Source organism: Marinobacter sp. GH_1, assembly GCF_048595985.1.
GTDB classification, from domain to species: domain Bacteria; phylum Pseudomonadota; class Gammaproteobacteria; order Pseudomonadales; family Oleiphilaceae; genus Marinobacter; species Marinobacter shengliensis.
Genome location: NZ_CP184460.1, coordinates 3,923,251 through 3,943,506, shown reverse-complemented (window position 1 = coordinate 3,943,506; position 20,256 = coordinate 3,923,251). Strand labels below are relative to the sequence as shown.

Here is a 20,256-nt window from a genome sequence, read left to right as displayed (position 1 = left end):
TCCCCACGGGATTCAGCAATAACCAAGAAAAAGGCAGCCTCGGCTGCCTTTTTTGTTGGCATTTCGGGCCGTTAACCCGGCCCGACTGGTTCAGCGAGCGAAAATCTCACTGTAGAATTGCATGGTGCCGTTCCAGGACCGGGCAGCGGCCGTTTCATCGTAAGCGATGGGCATCCCGAACTGTTCGGCAACCTTGTCTGCGCCAGGGTTGGTGAAAGAGTGGGTAACCCCGGGGAAACTCACCAGCGTCAGGTCCACTTCGGCGTTCTGCATCTCCCGAACCAATCCTGCCACCTGCTCTGAAGGCACCATCGGGTCGGCGCCACCGGTGTAAACCTGCACTTTGGCTTTTACCTTGCCGGCCTCTGCCTGAATCGGGCTGGCCAGTGCCCCGTGGTAGCTGACCACCCCCGCCAGATCAACGCCAAGCCGAGCCATGTTCAATACTACGGCTCCGCCGAAACAGTAACCCTGGGCGGCAATACGGCCGGCATCCACGCTTTCGTGGTTCTGCAGCAGCTCTTTGGCCTTCATGAAACGGGCTTTCACCTGATCCATGTTTTTGGTGGCTTCCTGCATGAACTCCTGGGCGGTATCCGGGTGCTCAGCCAGCTTGCCGTCACCGTACATGTCCAGGGCAAAGGCTGTGTAGCCTGCTGCGGCCAGTTTTTCTGCCTGCTCACGGGCGAAGGCATTATGGCCCCACCATTCGTGAACCACCAGAACGCCGGGCCGTTTGCCCTCGTCCTCATCATCCCAGGCCATGTAGCCGCTAAAGGTCTGGCCATCCACTTCATAGGTGACCGTTTCGGTGCGAAGTTCCGCGTTGGCACTGGCGCCGGCAATGGCCAGGGCGAGCGCAGTGAGGTGTGTTGTTTTTCTGATTCCAGGCATCTGAGTCATCTCCTTGTGTGATTTCGGATTCCTTGTCATACGAGTGTTCAGACATACCCGATGAATACTGCTTACAGAACCAAATGATCTGAGAGCACCGGATTCGCGAACAAAATGGCATCAGGTGCTGCTTTCAACCTGACCGTTCTTGACTATAGTTAAGAACAGGAACGGTGATAAGTCTGAACTCGTTCAGGCACCGTATCCACCCATACCAATAACATCAATAACGAGGGGGTGGTCTATGCTCCTGTCACACGCGTTTGGTCTGTTTACCCACCCGGACCAAGAGTGGGCATCCATAAAGAAAGAACACGAACATCCAACCCGGCTGTATGTTGCCTATGTGGTTATTCTGGCAGCCATCGCGCCGATCTGTGCTTACATCTCAACCGCGCATTTTGGCTGGTCCGTCGGCAACGAGCGATTGATCAAGCTAACGGAAATCAGTGCGTTGCAGCTGAGCGTCCTGACATACATTGCGATGCTGGTGGGCGTCTTTGCCCTGGGCTACGCCATTAACTGGATGGCAAAAACCTACGGTGCCAAAGAGGAACACGTACCTTCTAACGGTATTGCCCTTGCGGCTTATTCCTGCACTCCGCTGTTCCTGGCTGGCTTTGCATTGTTGTACCCGGTGCCATGGTTCAACGCGGCCGTATTTCTGGCGGCAGCCTGTTACGGTGCCTGGCTGATGTATGACGGCCTGCCCATCGTGATGGGGATCGAGAAAGAGCGTGCGGTCATGTACGGCGGGGCCCTGCTGACCGTTGCCCTGGTGATTCTCGTTTCTACTCGTGTTGGCTCGGTCATTCTCTGGAACTTCGGTGTCGGCCCGGTGTTTGTCAGCGGGTAGCCATAACCTGCCAATCATCAGCTATCAAAGGGGAGCCTCGGCTCCCTTTTTTTGTGACCTGGTGCCTGCCTTTCCCCAGTTGTCGGCATTTGCCACAGGGATGTCGCAATCCGGCAACGCGGTTTTCATCTGAGCAGTCTAGCGTTTGATCTGCGGTCGTAAGTCGTGCGGCCGCCAACAACAGGACAAGCTCAGAATGAATAATAAGGGGAACAGAATGGCACGGTTAACACGCAGGGATTTTCTGAAAGCCTCGGCCTTGGGGATGGGGGCAGTAGCTGTCTCAACCGGATTGGCGGGTTGTGTGTTCGACAGCAGCGATAAGCGCAGTGTTGAATTTACCCATGGTGTCGCCAGTGGCGACCCGTTGCAGGATAGCGTCATACTCTGGACGCGTGCGGTGCCGGATCGGGGTACCTCGGTAGACGTGGGCTGGGAAATTGCCCGGGATGCCGAGTTTGATGAGATCGTACACTCCGGCACTGCCGAGGCCAGCGCGGAGCATGATTACACGGTGAAGGTGGATGCCCGGGGCTTATCCGATGGCCAGCGCTACTTCTACCGTTTCCGCTCCGCCAACAGCACATCGCCTGTTGGTACTACCCGAACCCTCCCCGAGGGCAGCATTGATCAAGTGAAGCTGGCTGTTGTCTCGTGCTCCAACTATCCGGCGGGCTATTTCAATGTGTATCGGGAGATTGCCACCCGACAGGATCTGGATGCCCTTGTTCATTTGGGAGACTATATCTACGAATACAGTAGTGAGGCCGACAGCTACGCAGCAGCTGATGCCGAGGCCTTGGGGCGCACCTTCCCGGAGGCCAATAATCGGGAGTTGATTACTCTGCAGGATTACCGCCAACGCTACGGCATTTATCGTAAGGACGAGGACCTTCAGGAACTGCACCGCGTTATGCCGTTCATCGTGGTATGGGACGATCATGAGGTCACCAACGACACCTGGCGCGAGGGTGCAGAGAACCACAATCCGGAGCTCGGCGAAGGTGATTTCGGGGAACGCAAAATAGCGGCCTTGCGGGCCTTCTTTGAGTGGATGCCGATCCGCCCGGTGATTGAGGGCAGTAACGAAACCATCTATCGGAGTTTCCGGTTTGGTGACCTGGTTGATCTGCATATGCTGGATACCCGCATTATCGGGCGTGACCAGCAGCTGGATTACATGAACTACCTCGGGGAGGGTGGCCTGGATGTGGATGCTTTCCGGTTGGCCGTCGGAGATTCGAACCGCACCCTTCTGGGCGCCGAACAGCTTTTGTGGTTGCAGTCGGCACTTGCGCAGGGGACGGGTACCTGGCAGGTGCTTGGCCAGCAGGTGCTGATGGGGCGCATGAACCTGCCCGCCGAGCTGCTGATGGCCATTGCGACACAGAATCTGGAAAACCTGCCGGCATCACTGGCCGAACTGGCGACGCTGAAAGCCCGGGCGCTGCAGGGTGATCCCACGCTTACCGAGCAGGAACTGGCACGGCTTGAACTGGCAGCACCCTATAACCTGGATGCCTGGGACGGCTACCAGTACGAACGGGAAGTGGTTCTCGCCACCGCCCGGCAGCTGGACAGGAACCTGGTGGTGCTGGCCGGTGACACCCACAACGCGTGGGCCAACAACCTCCGGGATATTGAAGGGCGACAGATTGGCGTGGAGTTCGCCACGGCCTCGGTGACCTCGCCTGGGCTTGAGGGGTATCTGGGGCTGCCGGCAGAGATGATTCCGCAAGCTGAGCAGGGCATCGCGTTACTGGTTGATGATCTGGAGAGCCTCAATATCAGCCAAAGAGGCTATATGTTGGTGACGTTTACCCCGACCGAGGCGCGTTCAGAATGGCGTTTTCTGGATACCGTGAAAAGCCGGAGCTATGAGAGCCTCAGTCAGGCCACGATTTCTCTGCGCACACTGCCTGGTTCCGAGGGGCGCCGCCTGGAGCAATCTGCAGGGTGATATCACGATGGGCCCGGGCATTGCCCGGGTCAGTTCAATCACGGTTGTCGCTCGCGCCCGTGGAAAGGCGGGCGATAATCCACTTCTCCAGCTCTACCACCAAGAGCAGAAAAAACCCGAACGTCAGGCTCAGTAACAGGTTCGTTGCACCGGGCCCCGTGGTGCCAAACAGCAACTGTAAGGGCGGCGCATAGGCAAAGGCGGCTTGCAAAATCACCAGAATGCCAATGGCGATCCAGATAGGAGGACTGCCAAACAGGCCGCGCCAGTTGAGCACCGAGGAATACAGGTGGCGCACATTGAAGAGGTAGAAAATCTGCCCGGCTACAAGTGTCATGATGGCTGCCGTGCGGGCCAGTTCAAGATCCGCTCCCTGGCTGGTGAGCCAGTAGAAATGACCGAAAGTGCCCGCCCACAGCAGTAGCCCGACAAACGGTATGCGCCATAGAAACCCACCGGACATCAGGGCCTGGCGAGAACTGCGGGGAGGGCGCGCCATGGTGCCTGGTTCGGTGGGTTCAAAGGCCAGAGCCATGGCCAGCGTGACAGCCGTCACCATATTGACCCAGAGTACCTGAACCGGTGTCAGTGGTAATGGCATCGCCAGCAGGACCGCCATGAAAATGGTCAGACCCTGGCCCGCGTTGGTCGGCAACAGGTAAAGAATGGCTTTGCGAATATTGTCGTAAACCGTTCTGCCTTGTTCCACGGCGCGGGCGATGGTGGCGAAGTTGTCATCGGCAAGCACCATCTCGGAGGCCTCTTTGGCAGCTTCGGTGCCTTTCTTGCCCATCGCTACACCGACATCGGCCTGTTTCAGCGCTGGTGCGTCGTTTACGCCATCACCGGTCATGGCCACGACGTCTCCATGGGCCTGGAGCGCACGGACCAGCCGCAGTTTGTGTTCCGGGCTGGTGCGGGCAAAAATGGTTACCCGGGAAACGGCTTCGACCAGTTCTCGCTCCGATAGGGCCTCAAGCTGCTGCCCCGTCATTGCCGGTTCCTCCCCGGCAATTCCGAGTTGGCGGCCGATAGCCTGAGCGGTGCCGCTGTGGTCGCCGGTGATCATCACGACCCGGATTCCCGCTGCCTGACACTGTGACACCGCCTCAATGGCCTCCTGCCTTGGGGGATCCATGATGCCGTACAAGCCCAACAGTACAAGGTCAGACTCGACTTCGTGCCATTCCAGATGAGTCAGGTCGCCTGGCACTTTTCGGCAGGCCACCGCCAGAACTCGCTGGCCTTCGTCGGTGATAGCCTGCATCCGATCATGCCAATAATCGTTGTCCAGTGGCTCCGGTTCAGTTGTGCCCATTTGTGTGGAGCATCTTTCCAGAACTCGTTCGGGTGCGCCCTTGAGAAAGATCCAGTTTCCGGTTCCATGTTCGTCGTCCCTGTTCAGGGTGGCCATGAACTTATGTTCGGAGGCAAACGGTATGCGATCCAGTTGGTGCCAACGATGGTTCAGGTCGTCAGGGTTCAGCCCCGCCTTGCGCGCGACTGCCACCAGAGCGCCTTCTGTCGGCTCTCCATTGAGTATCCAATCGCCGGCCTTTTCTGCAATTTCGGCATCATTACAAAGAAGTCCTGCCCGTAACATCTGGATCACGGCCGGGTCGTCGTTTGGATCGAACGGCTTGCCGGATTCCTCAAACTCCCCGACGGGTTCGTAACCGACACCGCTGACGGTCAGGCTCCGGTGAGCCATTTCTACCGTCTCGACTTTCATCTCATTGCGGGTCAGAGTGCCGGTTTTGTCCGAGCAGATTGTGGTTACGGCACCTAGGGTTTCGACCGCGGGCAATCGTCGGATGATCGCGTTTCGGCGCGCCATTTCCTGCACGCCAATGGCAAGCGTGATGGTGAGGATAGCTGGCATCCCCTCGGGAATGGCCGCAACGGCCAGGCTGGCCGCCGCAAGAAACATCTCTGCGAGCTCGGTTTGGCGAACCCAGTAGCCGATAGCAAACGTCAGGGCTGATACCATCACGATCACAGCACTCAACCATCGTCCGAAGATGGCGACCTGGCGCAGTAAGGGTGTTGTGACAGCTTCTACCGACTCCATCAGCTCACTTATGCGGCCAATCTCTGTTTGCTGGCCGGTGCCCACCACAACGCCGTAGCCATTGCCAAAGGTGACCAGTGTGCTGGAGTAAGCCATATTCGCCCGATCCCCGAGGGGCAGTTTTTCCTCCAGTTCAGCTTCCTCTTTATCTGACGCTTCGGATTCACCGGTCAGGGCTGCTTCTTCGATTCTCAGGTCGGCACTTTCGATCAGTCGAATGTCCGCCGGTACACGATCGCCGGCCTTGAGTCTGACAATGTCGCCAGGCACAAGCATTTCGGCGGCAACCTCCTGGCGCTTGCCGTCACGAATGACCTGGGCGGTCGGTGATAACATGTTGCGAATGGCGCCGAGGGCGCGCTCGGCTTTGCCTTCCTGGAAGAAGCCGACCAGGGCATTGATTAGAACGACACCGAGAATGACACCGGTATCCACCCAGTGCCCAAGCAAGGCTGTGCCGAGCGCAGCCAGAACCAGGATGTAGATCAGAATGTTGTGAAACTGACGCAAGAAGCGAATGAGTGGGCCAGGGCCATCGACCGCAGGCAGCCGGTTATAGCCATAACTGGCAAGGCGTTGGCTGGCCTCGGACTCCGCAAGGCCGCGATGATCGGTTTCAAGGGCGATCAGGGCCTCTTCAGACCCGATGCTATGCCAGGGACGATTCAAGTCAGTGGTGTGGCCTGGTGCTCCTGCCGATGATGGCTGAGTCGGAACTTCGCTCATGTGGGGTCCCTCCGGCGAGATTTTCTTGATTATGCCAAACTCTGCACTGCATCAAATGGGAAATCAGCGCCTCTTGTGGGATTTTGCGCCAGGGATCTCGCCCCCCGGGGTGCTCAGGGCAAGCCCCGGGTTATCACCGAAGGATCTCCGCGACCTTCCACGGCTGCCAGTTCTGCGCTGGACAGCCACTCGCCCGGTGGTTTGTCCATAACGTCGGCACAGGCCGCCAGAGCGTGGCCCCAGGAACACTGGTTGGCGAACAGCATGCCGGCTTCGTTCAGGGTGCCGCCGCGGTTGATGTATCCCAATACCCGTGAATGGGCGGGCTGGGGGAACAGAGTGTGCAGGTGTCCCCGGAATACTTCCGGGCGCATGTGGGTTAGCGCCACTCGCCGCTGCATCCGGTGCGGGAACAGTCGTTCCCGCTCGAACTCGGTCAGGCAGGCTGCCGCTTCAAGGGGATCCCGGGGCTGGCGGAACCGGCCCGGTTCCTGCAAGTAGACCAGACGGAACGGCGTTCCGGTTTCCCGCAAACGTTCGCAGGCGCGAATGGCCTCTGATAGTTGATAGGCACCATTGGCAATCAGCAGCAGGGGCTCCTCACCGGCGGAGGTGTCTTCGTCGACCACCAGGGCGCCGTGCCTGGCCAGGCGTTCAGCCTCGTTGGCATTGAACACACAGGGCCGGTCGCGCTTCGGGATAACCATACAGCTGATTCTTCCGCGTTCGGTGAATACCGACGGAAGAACCGCCAGGGCGCTGTTGTAGTCAGCAGGGAAAAGCACCCGGGATACATCGCTCATTTCACCCAGCATGGCCTCGCAGAACGTGGTGTCCTGATGGGACTGCTCGTTCTTGCCGTTTTCCCAGGTGTGGGAGGTGGCTATGATCGGGAAGCCAAGCCAGCGGGCGGGCCTGCCCACCTCTTTCTGGTGCCTGGCAAAGATCAGCTCCTGCCGCACCGCACCGAGCATTTTTACGCAGAAGGCCTCATAACTGGCGACCAGATTCAGGCCTGCCTTGTTCCCCAGACAGGCAGAGACCACCGCTTCCTCGTTGAGGGCAGTGATGATATGGCCGTGAATGGATTCGTCATCGCTTTCCGGATCGTTTACCCGATGCCTGAGGTCCTTGAGAACACCCGTCAGCCGATTGCTTGCCAGTTCATCCGGATTGCCTACTCTGGGCCGAAGATCCGGATTGCTCTTGGTCAGTGCCCGGAAGAAGGCGTCCACTGCCGTCATCGGTGATGACTTGTCCTGGCTGTAAGGCAATACCGGAACCTGGGGTTCACGTGGGTTGCGCAGTGCCAGGGGGTGATCCCGCTCAAGGGGGCGCTGTTGCTGACGGTGCTCATTAAGCGCAGCGACGGCCCATTCAAGTTCTTCCGGACGTACCCACAGGGGCTGGATGTGCTCGTTGAACAGGTCCCGGGCCCGGGTATCCAGCCGTGGGTTGCCCGGCAGGGGCAGGTTGTGGGCGGAATTCTGGCCGGCACCGTAGAACCCGAAACCCTTTGTGGTTTCGGCGATACCGTAGGGGATACGGACAGGGTAGCTGGCTTCACCCCGGCTGGCGGCGTCGCCGTGGGCCGCCAGTGTCCGTTCCATATCAAGCAGGGTGCAGACAAACGCCGCCGGGTCTTTGCCATCGAAACGTACCGGCTCAAATCCATGTACCTCAAGCAGCTCGGCGAAGCGTTCCAGCCCTTCCCTGGTGCCCAGCTCGGTGCGCTGTTCAATTCTTCGGCCATTGGCAATCATGATCGGCAGAACTTGCCCGCAATCGTCTGCCCGCCACCAGCGCGGAATCCAGTCGCTGCCTCTCTGTTCCTCGGCGGCGCCGTCCGAGAGGAAGGCCACCAGCGATTCGCCCGGCAGCGGCATGTGGGCGTACTGCAGTTCGGCAAAGCCCAGGTAGCCGCCCTCCAGGATGCCCCCGGCGGTATGCGGATTGACGTGGCTGCCGAGGGGAGAGGCCATGGCACCGTCGGGCTTCTGGCGGTAGCTGTAGAAGTCAGCGGCAAGCCGCGATAAACCTTCAGGTGCCAGGTAGCGCGCCCGCTGTTCCGGATGCAGGTTGCCCGTCAACACGTTGAGGGCGTCGACGGCGGCAACGCAATGGCCCTGGCCCATCAGCCAGCTCCGGGTTTGCCCGGTCAGGTTGTTCAAGGCCAGATAAGCTGCGTAGGCAGGCACCATATTGAGGGCGCCACCGGTATGGCCTTCAGGTGATGCCTTGAAATCCTGGGCAGCCAGAGGCGCCCCGGAAATGTCCACCCGGTTGCAGTAGGTCATGTGCACCACCAGCCAGAGCCCTGCGCTGGTTAGCCGGTCGAGGTACGCCAGTTTCTGGTAGACGGTATCGGTATCGGGCTGCAGGCCATCCGCCACCAGTTTTCGGGCCAGGGCCTGAACCCTGGCTTCGGTGTCTTCCGAGTGGCGGATAACACCATAGCCCTGCTGCCAGCGTTGGTAGGCTGCACTGTTGTATGCAGCAGCCGGCGATGGAGCTTGTACGTTGGGCGATGGCATGGTGCGGCCTCCATGGCTTTCGAGCTTGAGAGTGTGAAAGAAGTGTAAAACGCCCGGCCCGGGGAGCCCTTGATTCAGGTCAGTCGTAATTGCATCTTTTCGGAAGCGTCACAAAGCCACGAGCGAAGGGTTGGGTTATCGGTAGAAACGTTATAGGATGTTTCTTTCAAACTTGTCCTGAAAGGAATCAGACAATGAGCAAAGCTATCGTGCTGTTGGGAGATCTTGGTTCAGACCATCAGGGTTTCCCGCCCACCCCGGTTCTCGCCGGTTCTCCCGATGTACTCGTGGATGGCAAGCCGGTTGCCCGTCTGGGCGACCCCCTGGCACCCCATTCCAAGCCCAAGCACTCCAGCCACCCCAGAGTGATTGCAGAAGGGTCATCTTCGGTAATGATCAATGGCAAGCCGGCTGCCATCACTGGTAGCGCCGTATCCTGCGGCGGGGTGACGATCGGCAGCGGCTCAGTGATTATCGGGGGCTGACCAGCGCTGCTCTGACCCTTTCAGGGCGTGCCCAGTAGTAGCCCTGGCCGTGCAGGCCGGGGAACTGCTGCAGCCACAGGGCGATGGCTTCATCCTCTACCCCTTCAACAACCACATCAAGGTCCAGCGCCTCGCCTAACTCCAGGGCTGCCCGCAGAATTTTCTGGCGGACCGGGTAAAGCAGTACGTCTTGCAGGAAACTGCGGTCAATCTTCAGTTCATCCAGCGGGAAGCTGGCCAGGTTGCCCAGGGATGAGTGCCCGGAACCGAAGTCGTCAAGGGCAATGCGGAACCCCATGCTGCTCAGGGTGCGGATGGCGCGCCGGGCCACTTCCGGGTCGGCCATGGCGGCGGTTTCGGTAATCTCAAGAATGACTTGGTCGGGGCTGACCCCGTGCCGGCGGGTGATGGCGCCGGCTTCCTCATGGAACAATGGATGGGCAACGTCTTTGGCAGAGATGTTAACCGCAACACCGATGCTATCTCCGTAACGCTGTTGCAAGGCTGTAAAATCCTGGCAGGCCTGGTCCAGTACCCACAAGGTCACGGAATGAATGATACCCACCTGTTCGGCCAGGGGAATCCAGTGATCCGGGGGAATCCGGCCAAATTCCGGATGTTGCCAGCGAATCAGCGCCTCGGTTGAGCGCACCTTGCCATCCCGAATGCTCACCTTGGGCTGGTATTCCAGCCACATGTCGCCGCAGCGCAGGGCATCTTCAACATCCAGCATCAGGATTTGCTGTTGGTACTGCCAGTCGGCAATGGCCGGGTCGTAGATCGCCATCGGGCGGGTTTCATCCAGTGATGCAAAACCGGCGGAGGAGAGCACACTGGCGGCATCGGTACCGTGCTCAGGCGCATAGGCGACCCCCATCGATGCCGCCCAGGAGAACGAAAACCGCCCCTCACGGAAGTTCTCTGACAGCCAGTGACTGATGGTTTCCAGTAATTCGCGATCCTGTGCCGGATCACTGCCGCGATCCATGGCGAAGGCGTGGTTGACGGTGTCGAGTGTGGCAATGCCGTAGCCATTGATCATGATGAGCCGATCACCGAGAGTGCGTTTGAGGTAGCGGTTCAATAGACGCAGGTATTGTTTGAGCAGGTCTTCGGCTGTCCGGTAGCCCAGGGCCTGCTCCAGTTCGTTGAACCGCGCCAGGCGGATCAGGCACAACGTGTAGGGGGTTTGCTGACAGTCGATGTTGCCCAGGGCTTCTTCCAGCATCGGCCGGTTCGGTTTGCCGGTAACCCGATGGGTTTTCAGTACCCGGTCATAATCCCGCTCGATGCGGGCTCGCAGTTTCTGTTCCTCCTGCACCCGAATGTCTGAGCTCAGGCGACGCTTACGCTCTTCCAGCAGCAGACGGCCAACACCGCTGGTCAGTATCAGCGATCCGGCGGCTGCCCCCAGAAAGAAGGCGGAGTCGGTCAGCGGTGTGACCGGGAACCAGCCGATGGTCCTCAGGGAACTAATGACGGCACCCAGGACAATGGCAAGCACCGACAGTGCGTAATAGCGGGCGTAAACGTGTTTGCGAAGCTGGCTGAGGACCAGGGCCAGGATGAAGGCGCCACCGGCGGCGCTGATGATCAGAAAAACGTCTTGTCCGAGTAATGGCAGTGGTAACGGGGCGGCCAGCAAATGCAGCCCGGCAGCCATGCTGAAGCCCCGGAGAATTCTGCGGCCCGTGCGGTGGATGACCATGAAATGGGGGGTGAATTCGCACAGCGCGATCAGGCACAGCGACAGGCTGACCGAGAGCAGTGAGTTGAGCTCTGGCATGCCCGGCCAGAATAACCATAGCCCGAGGCCATCCATAACCAGCTGGCTGTAAATGACGCCGATCATCAGCACACTGAGCCAGGCAAGCCCGGGGCGTTTCAGCTTGGCGACGATGCTCAGGTTGAGCAAAAGGGCGAACACCAGCAATCCGGTAACAAACGATTTCCACGCGGTGCTGAAGGTACCTTCGCTGACGACCTCATTGCCTCCTGCAACAGACAGCGGCAACATCACCGGGCCGCTGTTCCTCACCTCCATCAGCAACACGGTTTCGCCGGGCTGAAGAGTGACGGGCCAGATCCACTGGGGCAGGGCCACATAGCGGTTATCAAACGGGTATTGGTCACCCATCACCGGGAGCGTCTCGATGGTACCGTCCGGATGAATCAGAGCCGGCTGGAGGTGATCCAGATAGGGGGCCGGTACCACCAGTTGGCTGTCGACCGGTTCCTGTCCCTCGGTTGTCAGAGTCATCCGGAAAGTGGCGGGCATTCTCGGATAGCCGATGCCGGCACGGTCCTTTGACAGTGGTTCCCAGTTCCCGGAATGCCAGCGTTGCTGCTCAAGTACCTCGGCCAGTGGCGCGAGCAGGTAGTGGGACTGCGGGTGCAACCTGACTGGAGAAGCGCTGCCTATGGTTGCCGTCAGGTTCTGGTCGGGGGCGGCGGAAGGCGCACTGAGGAGCGCAGTGGTTAGGCCGTAGCCGGCGGCCAAAAACAGGATGAGGAAGGGGAGCCAGCGATTCAGTGATTGCAAAAAAGGCAGCCTGGTCAGCGGGGGGCGGCTGGTCTGGTTTGCGGGTTCGGAATCCATTCGGTGAACATCCTGGCAACGTGGTCGGCTGAAGATTACCTAAAATTACAACCGTTAACGCGTTGTAACAATATGAATTTCAACAAATTTTAATGTATTTGATCGTATTTTGCATTTGCTGTTTAAAACGCATGATTAAAATGAGACCTGCGCAACAGATGGTTGGCGCTGGTATAGTAGGCGTTTCGGCGAGGCGACAGGATAAGGTTCGGGAGTGCAACGCAGTATGATTTTCATCAAGCGGTTATTCATCATGCCGGTGCTGCTGGCGGTCACGTTGTTGTCGGCAAACCCGGTACTGGCGGGGAGTCAGGGAATGCCGGCACTGGCATCGGTCAATGCCGCCGCCGCGGTTGCCGGAGAAGGCGCGCTGCTGTTTGGCAAGAATGCCGATCGGCCGGTTCCGATTGCGTCAATCACCAAGCTGATGACCGCCCTGGTGGTTGTGGAATCCGGCCAGGACATGAATGAATGGCTGACCTTCGAAGAGCGCCACGTGCCCGCAGCGGCAAACGCCTGGACCCGTATTCGCGTGGGCTCTCGATTGAAGCGGAGTGACGTGCTGAGAATTGCCCTGATGTCGTCGGAGAATTTTGCCGCCTACACCCTGGCGAGATCCCATCCCGATGGTTTCGATGGCTTTGTCGCGGCGATGAACGCCAAGGCTGCCGAACTGGGTATGGATAACACCCGGTTTGTTGATCCTACCGGGCTGTCTGTCGAGAATGTCTCCAGCGCCTCTGATCTGGTACGTCTTGCCAATGCGGCACTGGCGTATCCGCTGATTGGCGAATACTCGACCACTGGCTATTACCGTGCTGAATTCAGGGGTCCCAGGTACAGCCTGTCGTTTGGTAACACCAATGCCTTGGTGCATCGTCAAAGCTGGGGAGTAGGGCTGAGCAAGACGGGCTACCTGACGGAGGCTGGCCGTTGCCTGATCATGGTGTCCGAAATGGACAGCAAGCCGGTGATTACGGTGCTGCTGGATTCGTTGGGCACCCGATCGCCGATGGGCGATGCCGGCCGAATCAAACGTTGGCTGGCGAGTGGCGACGCCGGGTCGGTGGCGGCTGCGGCAAAACGCTACGAGCAGGAGAAAAACGCGGCCTGGGCGGCGACCGAGGGAAGCCAGACAGCGCGTATCAACCAATAACAGGGTTCAGCTGACGATGATCCAGATACTGACGACCGGCGGCACCATCGACAAGGTGTACTTTGATGCCAACAGCAAGTTTGAAATTGGTGAGAGCCTGCTCCCGGAGTTGCTCCGGGAGTCCAATATCCACGATGGCTACATCATCCGCGAGCTGATGCGCAAGGACAGCCTGGAGCTCACTGACGATGACCGGGCGACCATTCTGGAGGCTGTTCGTACCTCGGACTGCTCCAGAATCCTGATTACCCATGGTACCGATACCATGGCCCAAACCGCCCAGGTTCTGAAGCCGTTGGCTGATCGCACCATTGTGCTGACCGGTGCCATGCAGCCCGCCCGTATGCGCCGCACCGATGCCATCTTCAACATCGGTTTTGCCTGGGCGGCGGCGCAGCTTCTGCCACCGGGTGTCTATATCGCCATGAATGGTGAAGTCTTTGAGGCGGGCGCGGTGCGAAAAAACCTGGAAGCCCAGAAGTTCGAGCGTATTGCCACTGACTAATCGGGCTCTGCCACGGACTGGATTTCCTGCGCGGTCAATGAGCGGTAGTGTCCGGGTACCAGGGCCGGGTCGAGAATGATATCGCCAATGCTCTGTCGGTGCAGTGCCACAACGTGGTTGCCCACCGCGGCCAGCATGCGCTTTACCTGATGGTACTTGCCTTCCCGGATGGTCAGTTCGATCTCGGTTGCCGAGTGTTGCAGCACCTGGGCGGGTAGCGTCGGTTTTTGCTCGCCCTTCAGTTCGATACCTTGCTCAAGTGCCTGGCAGGCATGTTCGTCCAGCGGTTCGGCCAGGGTGACCCGGTAGGTTTTCGGGCAAGCCCGGCGTGGTGACGTTACCTGATGAGACCACTGGCCGTCGCTGGTCAGTAGTAGCAGTCCGGTGGTGTCTTTGTCGAGCCGGCCAGCGATATGAACCTGTCGGGCCAGTTCAGGGGGCAGAAGATCAACAGCGGTAGGCTGGCTGCTGTCGTTGGTGGCACTGATAACGCCAGCCGGTTTGTTCATCATCAGGTACAGGCCCCCGGGCAGAGTCAGCGCCTGGTTGTCCAATGTCACCTTTGCGTGCTCCGGCACCCGACTGTTGGCACTCTTGGTCATTTTCCCATCCACCCGGACCCGCCCGGCCGAAATCGCTCGCTTGCTGTCCTTGCGGGAAAGCCCGCTGCTGTTACTGACAAACTGATCCAGTCGCATCAGCAGCTGTGCCCTTGCGGAGGCGCAGACAAGGTTGCCAGGCAGAGCACCGGCGTTCGCCCCGTCAGTCTTGACCAGAGCAGTGGCAGGGCGTCTCGGTTAACCGAAGGCCGCGGCATCCGGCCGCTGGGGATGGGGGTTACGCCGGATTCGGAGGTTTCCGCCAGAATGAAGGTAAACGGGTGAGCGCCGGGAATGCCCAGGCGAATGTCTGTGGCGGTGATCTGGTTGCCGGCTAGCCGGTAGTCCAGAAAGCCTCGGGTAAACCATTCAAGACGGCGGGCTTCCGGCAAGGAGGCAACCGATTGCGCCAGTTCGGGCCGGCGGGGGAAGTGCTCCAGGGTCAGTTCATCGCTGCCATCAAGAAACCCGGTGACTATTTCAACCCTATGTTCGTCCGTGATGGCGGTTACCCGCCATAAAATCGTGTTGAATGGCATCGGCTGAACCAGCAAGGACGCCTCCTTCATACCAACCTCCGCCAACGCCGGCTGAACCCTGTCGGTGATCCACTGCTGGGCAACCAGGGTCCAGCCGAGGTACAGGGTCGACAGCACCAGGCTCGCGGTAACGGCGTTTGTTGCCGGGGGGCGAATCAGGAAGGCCAGGCAGCCTGCCAGTAGGGGCAGGGTATACAAAGGGTCGATAATAAAAATGCTGTGGAGGGCTACCGGGTCCCCCAGGGGCCAGAACAGTTGGGTGCCATAGGTGGTAAAGGCATCCAGCAGGGGGTGGGTGACGAGGATCAAGCCCACCAAGGCCAGCCACCGTTGATAGGAAAGCTGGGGTTTCCAGCGCCACAAGCCCCAGGCAATCAGAAACGACAGCGGGATCAGGATAAACAGGGAATGGCTGAAGCCCCGGTGTTGGGTGAAATTGGCCACGGCACTGCCGTAATCGATGACCACGTCGAGGTCAGGCAGGGTGCCCAGCAGTGCGCCGGTGAGCAGAACAGAGCGCCCGAGTGTTTTGCCGGCAACCGCACCGGCAATGGAAGCGCCGAGAGCGGCTTGGGTAATGGAATCCATGAATCTCCGCGACAATATCGTGAGGGATATGCCAGATATTATGCGCTGATTCCGGAATCAGATCACTGGTTGGGAGGAAAGACACCGGCGGGCGGGCCGCCGGTGTGGGAGAATCAGACTTTACGGCGACGGGCCAGACCAAGACCAGCCAGGCCAAGGCCTAGTAGGGCCAGAGTGCCGGGCTCTGGCACGGAGCGAACGTTCAGTTTTGCCAGCAGGTTAACCGAGGTAGCCTTGCCTTCCGCGGTATAAATCTCATCAACGCCACCCTCAAAGCCCAGCAGGGTCAGCGAGTAGATGCTGGAGCCGAACTGGAACTCTGAGCTCTCAATCATGTTGTCCAGGCGCACAATGTCATCAACGTCTTTGGTTGAACAACCGAAGATAAAGGACAGTGGGCCACAATAGACATTTGGCGTCTCGTTATGGGAAAACTGGAACGTATAGGGGCCAGTGACAGTGCCGTTGTCCGGGGTTGTCGAGAAGGTTGCATAAACGTCCAGATCTACGGCAGTGATGCTGTCGCCGGTAATCCGGTTGTTGAAGTGGGTGAAGCTGCCAAGAACAAACGGGTCGCTGGAAGTAATGGTTTCAGGCAGGTTGCTGGCACCCTCAAACCCATACCCGCTTTGCGGCCCTTGTGAACATTCTTTCCACCAAAGTTTGCCGGAACAGGTAACCAGACCTTCTCCCCAGCGCAAATTATCAGTTCCCACGCCCTGGATATTGCTGCCGCCAGTGGGGCTTCCCCAGGCACCGGATACGCTTTCCAGGTCAACCGGGAATGCTGCTGCTGTCGCCGCAAAGCCCATGGCTGCAGTTGCAACGAGTCCTTTCATCAATGTGTTCATGATCTTCACCTTGTTACCAGCTAGTCAGTTTTTCCCGTTACCTTCGGGAATCGTTGGAACAATTAGCTAGATCCGTGCCAGATAGCTAACCCTTTGTTAATTAGGGGTTAGCTGTCTGGCTGGCTGGCAAGGTGTAAAAATAGCTGACGGTCAGGAAGGGTCAGCTTCCACTGATCACGTTCAGTGTCTCGAGCAGGGCTTCCGAAGGCATGCCGTCGGCAATCAGGCCCTGGGATTTCTGGAACTCGCGAATGGCCTTACGGGTGTTTGAACCGAGGATGCCATCAGGGTTGCCGCTCGCAAAGCCCTTGGTGTTGAGGCTCTCCTGAAGCTGGATGATCTGGTCACGGGACAGGGTGGGCTGATCTTCCGGCGGTGGATTCTGAAGCCCGCCGGCGCCAGCAATTCGATCGGCCAGGTGGCCAACGGAAACGGCATAGAACTCCGAACGGTTCCAGCCCATGATGACCCGGAAGTTGCTGTAAACCAGGAACGCCGGGCCCCGATGGCCGCTGGGCACCACCAGTGCCGCCTCAATGGGTTCGTTCGCCAGGGCATTGCCAAAGGCGTCTGTGATGCCCATGCCACGCCATTCAGCCAATGGCAAACGACGGCCATCGGACAGGCTGAAGTCAAAGTTGGCTGGCAGAAGGACCTCCCGGCCCCAGCGATACTCGCCGTCCCAGCCCATGGATTGGAGGAACTTACCCGCAGACATCATGGCATCCGGCAGGCTGTTCCAAAGGTCCCGGCGGCCGTCGCCATCGGCATCGACCGCATGTTGCAGGAACACGGTGGGCATGAACTGGACGTGGCCCATGGCGCCAGCCCAGGAGCCTTCCATCTGTTCCGCGGGAATGGCCCCTTCGTCAATGATTTTCAGGGCCGCAACGAACTGCTCGGTAAAAAAAGTGCTGCGGCGCTGGTCGCAGGCCAGGGTTGCCAGCGAGCTGGGCACCGGCATCTTGCCGAAGTAGCTGCCATAGTTGGTCTCAAGGCCCCAGAACGCCAGCAGGTAGGGCGCCGGAACTCCGGTTTCCCGGGTAACCCGGTTGAGCAGATCCCGATGCGTTTCGAGTAACTCCCGGCCTTTGGTAATTCGGGACTCATTCACGCGGCGGTTGAAGTAATCGGCAAATGTGGTGGTGAACTCCGGTTGCCGACGGTCGAGCTCAATCACGCGTTCAATATAGTTAACGTTGGCCAGAACGTCCCGGGCGGTAGCCTCGCTGACGCCGGCACCCACAGCCCTGGCCTCGAGGGTTTGTTTGCACTCGGCAAATTGCTCGTCGGTCATGACCGGTATGCTCTGGCCCTGAGCACCAAAGGCCAGGGCCGACAGCGACAGGGAAGCCAGGGTACGGCGGATGTTCGGCCGTGTAATCAGATGAGCCACAGTAAACCTCTCGGGACGAAGGTAAGCGATCGATGTCGCCATGTTAGCCTGTTTTCCAGCCGGGAAAACACTGCCTGAAGGCCAGGTGTGTGACAATTCTTTAATGCCTGATGGCATCTGTCGTGTTTGTCGTCTTTTTGTTGCGGGTGGGTCACGCTGAGCCCGCGATGTTCTATAGTTTACGGATGCACGCAAGCCCGGAGTGGATGGTTTTATGGCAACACTGAAAGCGCTGGTGGTGGACGACGCCAGTTTTGTAAGGGATCTGGTAAAACGCACCGTTCGCCAGCGATTCCCGGTGATCGAGACTACCGATGCCCAGAATGGTCGCCGGGCCCAGTCGCTGATGTCCCGGAGCAATTTTGATCTGGTTTTGTGTGACTGGGAAATGCCCGAGATGTCCGGTCTGGAACTGCTGCAGTGGATGCGCCAGCAGCCTCAGTACGAGAAAGTGCCATTCATCATGATTACCAGCCGGGGCGATAAGGACCATGTGATTGAGGCGGTCAAGGAAGGGGTGTCCGAGTACCTGGGCAAGCCATTCAGTCCTGAGGGGTTGAGCAAGAAAATTATCAAGGTTATGGGGCGGCGCCTGAAAGACGCCATGGAGAAAGGCGGCAAATCCATGGAGGGGCCGGCGGATGCCTTCAAGGAATCCGCGGCGCTGCTAACCCAGAAGCGGGATGCTCCGGAGCCTCGAAAAGAACCGGCCGCTGCTGCCGCGGAACAGGACAATCCGCTGTTGGCGGGGGGGCGGCGAGAAGCCTCGTCCAGACCGGCTGCTCGCGGGCCCATGAGCCTGGCCTCGGTCAGGTTTTCCGACAGCACTCTGAAATCTGTGGTGAAAGATGTCAACTTGACGGAAGTTCGGGTGATTGCCAAGCGGGACCAGGAGTTTCCCGGCATTCTGGATCAGGCGGTGGTGGATATTGATATTGGCGACGGGCAGATGGCTCGGCTGAATGGTTATGTGCACCAGCTGCAGGCAGTCGATAAACGCCAGGATACCGACTTTGTCAGTGTCACCATCCGGTTTGTCGATGAGGACCCGAAAAAACTGGAAGATCTGTCACGGTTTGTGGCGCGGTTCCGCGCCGGTAGGTAGTTGCTCGCGCATCCTGGTGCCTGGCGAGTCAGCTGTCGTTGGTTTCCGGAACCCGCTCCACCAGTCGTTCCCGGGGGAAATGACAAATGAATTCGCTGCCTTCGCCAACCTTACTGCGAATTTCGAGATTGCCGTCGTGATTGATCAGTACATGCTTGACGATGGCCAGCCCCAGGCCAGTACCGCCAGTATCTTTGTGTCGGCTCGGGTCTGCCCGGTAAAAGCGCTCGGTCAGTCGGGGAATATGAACCGGGTCAATGCCGATACCTGTGTCCTTTACTCGCAGGTGCGCGCCGTCCCGGTTGGTACTCCAGGAGACTTCAATGCTGCCGTTGGCCGGGGTGTATTTCACCGCATTGAAAATCAGGTTTGAAAAGGCACTTCTGAGCTGACTCTCATCGCCCCGTAGCAGCCGGTGGTCTGTGACCTCTACCAGAATTTTGTGATTTCTGTCGCCACTGAGCGCCCTGGCGTCGTGGCAGATTTGATTGATTAGATGTTCGACATCGGTCAGGGCATCGTCGCCGGTGTGTTCTCCGGTCTCAATCTTTGACAGCAGGATCAAGTCGGTTATCAGGGCTTCCATTCGTGAGGACTGCGCCGCCATGGTGTTGATGGCCCGTCGCCACTTCGGGGGCAGTTCGTCGCCGTGATCAACCAGGGTTTCCAGATAACCGCTGATGACGGTCAGCGGGGTGCGCATTTCATGGGAAACGTTGCCGACAAAATCCCTGCGCATCTGTTCCAGTTGATAAAGTCGGGTGACGTCCTTGGCGACGATCAGCCGGTCGTCATCGCCAAACAGGCTGATCTGTATCTGCAGGTGGATGTGGGGCCGGGCAGGAGAGTGAATTTCCAGCGGCTCCCGGTAATCCCGGGCGTCGAAGTAGGCTTTGAAGGCCGGTGTGCGAATCAGGTTGTGAATGTATTGCCCCTGGTCGGTGCTGCGCCTGAAACCGAGGAGGTATTCCGCTGAGCCATTCCACCACTCCATGGCGCCCCGGGCGTCGGTCATGATGACCCCGTCGCGCATGGCGTTGGTGGATTCCTGCACCCGGTTGATCCGGGCACGCAGGCGGTCCTGGGTTAGCAGGTGACCCTGGTGAAGTTTGTGCAGGTTGTCGAAGATGTCACCCCACAGGCCGATACTTTTGGGGGGCTCGCCGGTGGCGCTGGGGTTGGCCAGCCATTGGTAGAGGTGGCGTGCCTGGCCCAGTGTCCACCAGAGGTAGGCCATCAGTCCCGCAAGCAGGCCATACAATGGGTAGCCGAAATACCAGCCCACCAGGGTGGTGCCAGCAAGGCCGGCGATGATCAGACGCAGATATCTTGACCAGTTGTGTTGCATCAAAGTCTGCCTTGTTGTGTGTCCGGCGCTGATGCGTGACGGCC

The 20,256-nt window shown here is 58.9% G+C and carries 15 protein-coding genes; 6 read left to right on the top strand and 9 right to left on the bottom strand.

The features are described from left to right. Positions 1–90: 90 nt before the first annotated feature. Positions 91–894 (bottom strand): dienelactone hydrolase family protein, encoded by an 804-nt coding sequence (locus ACNSOI_RS18025; RefSeq protein ID WP_286252256.1) that lies wholly within the window; start codon positions 892–894, stop codon positions 91–93. 244 nt (positions 895–1,138) lie between these two features. On the opposite strand from ACNSOI_RS18025, the gene ACNSOI_RS18020 reads away from it, so the two are divergent. Next, the gene (locus tag ACNSOI_RS18020; protein ID WP_072676108.1) at positions 1,139–1,750 is read left to right on the top strand and encodes a Yip1 family protein; all 612 of its coding nucleotides are present in this window, start codon (positions 1,139–1,141) and stop codon (positions 1,748–1,750) included. 217 nt (positions 1,751–1,967) lie between these two features. Next, on the top strand, positions 1,968–3,710 hold the full coding sequence (locus ACNSOI_RS18015) for an alkaline phosphatase D family protein (protein WP_420194701.1): 1,743 nt from the start codon (positions 1,968–1,970) through the stop codon (positions 3,708–3,710). A gap of 34 nt (positions 3,711–3,744) precedes the next feature. On the opposite strand, the gene ACNSOI_RS18010 is transcribed toward ACNSOI_RS18015, so the two are convergent. Together ACNSOI_RS18010 and ACNSOI_RS18005 are read right to left on the bottom strand one after the other, a co-directional pair. Then, positions 3,745–6,507, bottom strand: coding sequence for a cation-transporting P-type ATPase (locus ACNSOI_RS18010; RefSeq protein ID WP_420194700.1), 2,763 nt, complete (start codon positions 6,505–6,507; stop codon positions 3,745–3,747). A gap of 113 nt (positions 6,508–6,620) precedes the next feature. After that, on the bottom strand, positions 6,621–9,041 hold the full coding sequence (locus ACNSOI_RS18005) for a xylulose 5-phosphate 3-epimerase (protein ID WP_420194699.1): 2,421 nt from the start codon (positions 9,039–9,041) through the stop codon (positions 6,621–6,623). Positions 9,042–9,235: 194 nt separating this feature from the next. Here ACNSOI_RS18005 and ACNSOI_RS18000 point away from each other — a divergent pair, with 194 nt between their 5' ends. Continuing rightward, positions 9,236–9,526 carry a type VI secretion system PAAR protein gene (locus ACNSOI_RS18000; protein WP_061330853.1) on the top strand — a complete coding sequence of 97 codons (291 nt, stop codon included), beginning with the start codon at positions 9,236–9,238 and terminating at the stop codon, positions 9,524–9,526. Here the strand turns inward: ACNSOI_RS18000 and ACNSOI_RS17995 are convergent. Then, positions 9,513–12,125: an EAL domain-containing protein gene (locus ACNSOI_RS17995; RefSeq protein ID WP_420194698.1), complete on the bottom strand. Its 2,613-nt coding sequence runs from the start codon at positions 12,123–12,125 to the stop codon at positions 9,513–9,515. The two genes, ACNSOI_RS18000 and ACNSOI_RS17995, sit on opposite strands and share 14 nt — an antisense overlap. A 226-nt stretch (positions 12,126–12,351) precedes the next feature. Here ACNSOI_RS17995 and pbpG point away from each other — a divergent pair, with 226 nt between their 5' ends. Both pbpG and ACNSOI_RS17985 read left to right on the top strand, forming a co-directional pair. After that, positions 12,352–13,281, top strand: coding sequence for a D-alanyl-D-alanine endopeptidase (gene pbpG / locus ACNSOI_RS17990; RefSeq protein WP_286252249.1), 930 nt, complete (start codon positions 12,352–12,354; stop codon positions 13,279–13,281). 16 nt (positions 13,282–13,297) lie between these two features. Then, complete coding sequence (locus ACNSOI_RS17985) at positions 13,298–13,786, top strand: asparaginase domain-containing protein (protein ID WP_286920553.1); 489 nt, start codon at positions 13,298–13,300, stop codon at positions 13,784–13,786. Here the strand turns inward: ACNSOI_RS17985 and ACNSOI_RS17980 are convergent. From ACNSOI_RS17980 to ACNSOI_RS17965, 4 genes are all read right to left on the bottom strand, one after another. Next, positions 13,783–14,484: a pseudouridine synthase gene (locus ACNSOI_RS17980; protein ID WP_286252246.1), complete on the bottom strand. Its 702-nt coding sequence runs from the start codon at positions 14,482–14,484 to the stop codon at positions 13,783–13,785. The genes ACNSOI_RS17985 and ACNSOI_RS17980 overlap by 4 nt on opposite strands. After that, complete coding sequence (locus tag ACNSOI_RS17975; RefSeq protein ID WP_420194697.1) at positions 14,484–15,512, bottom strand: metal-dependent hydrolase; 1,029 nt, start codon at positions 15,510–15,512, stop codon at positions 14,484–14,486. The genes ACNSOI_RS17980 and ACNSOI_RS17975 overlap by 1 nt, the downstream gene beginning before the upstream one ends. A 113-nt stretch (positions 15,513–15,625) precedes the next feature. Then, a complete protein-coding gene (locus ACNSOI_RS17970) occupies positions 15,626–16,363 on the bottom strand; it encodes a THxN family PEP-CTERM protein (protein WP_061330849.1) in 738 nt (245 codons plus the stop codon). 160 nt (positions 16,364–16,523) lie between these two features. After that, positions 16,524–17,759 (bottom strand): lytic murein transglycosylase, encoded by a 1,236-nt coding sequence (locus ACNSOI_RS17965; protein WP_396631717.1) that lies wholly within the window; start codon positions 17,757–17,759, stop codon positions 16,524–16,526. Positions 17,760–17,973: 214 nt separating this feature from the next. On the opposite strand from ACNSOI_RS17965, the gene ACNSOI_RS17960 reads away from it, so the two are divergent. Next, positions 17,974–18,864, top strand: coding sequence for a response regulator (locus tag ACNSOI_RS17960; protein ID WP_286252239.1), 891 nt, complete (start codon positions 17,974–17,976; stop codon positions 18,862–18,864). Positions 18,865–18,892: 28 nt separating this feature from the next. Here the strand turns inward: ACNSOI_RS17960 and phoR are convergent, their stop codons facing one another. Further along, positions 18,893–20,212: a phosphate regulon sensor histidine kinase PhoR gene (gene phoR, locus ACNSOI_RS17955; protein ID WP_061330846.1), complete on the bottom strand. Its 1,320-nt coding sequence runs from the start codon at positions 20,210–20,212 to the stop codon at positions 18,893–18,895. Positions 20,213–20,256: the final 44 nt, after the last annotated feature.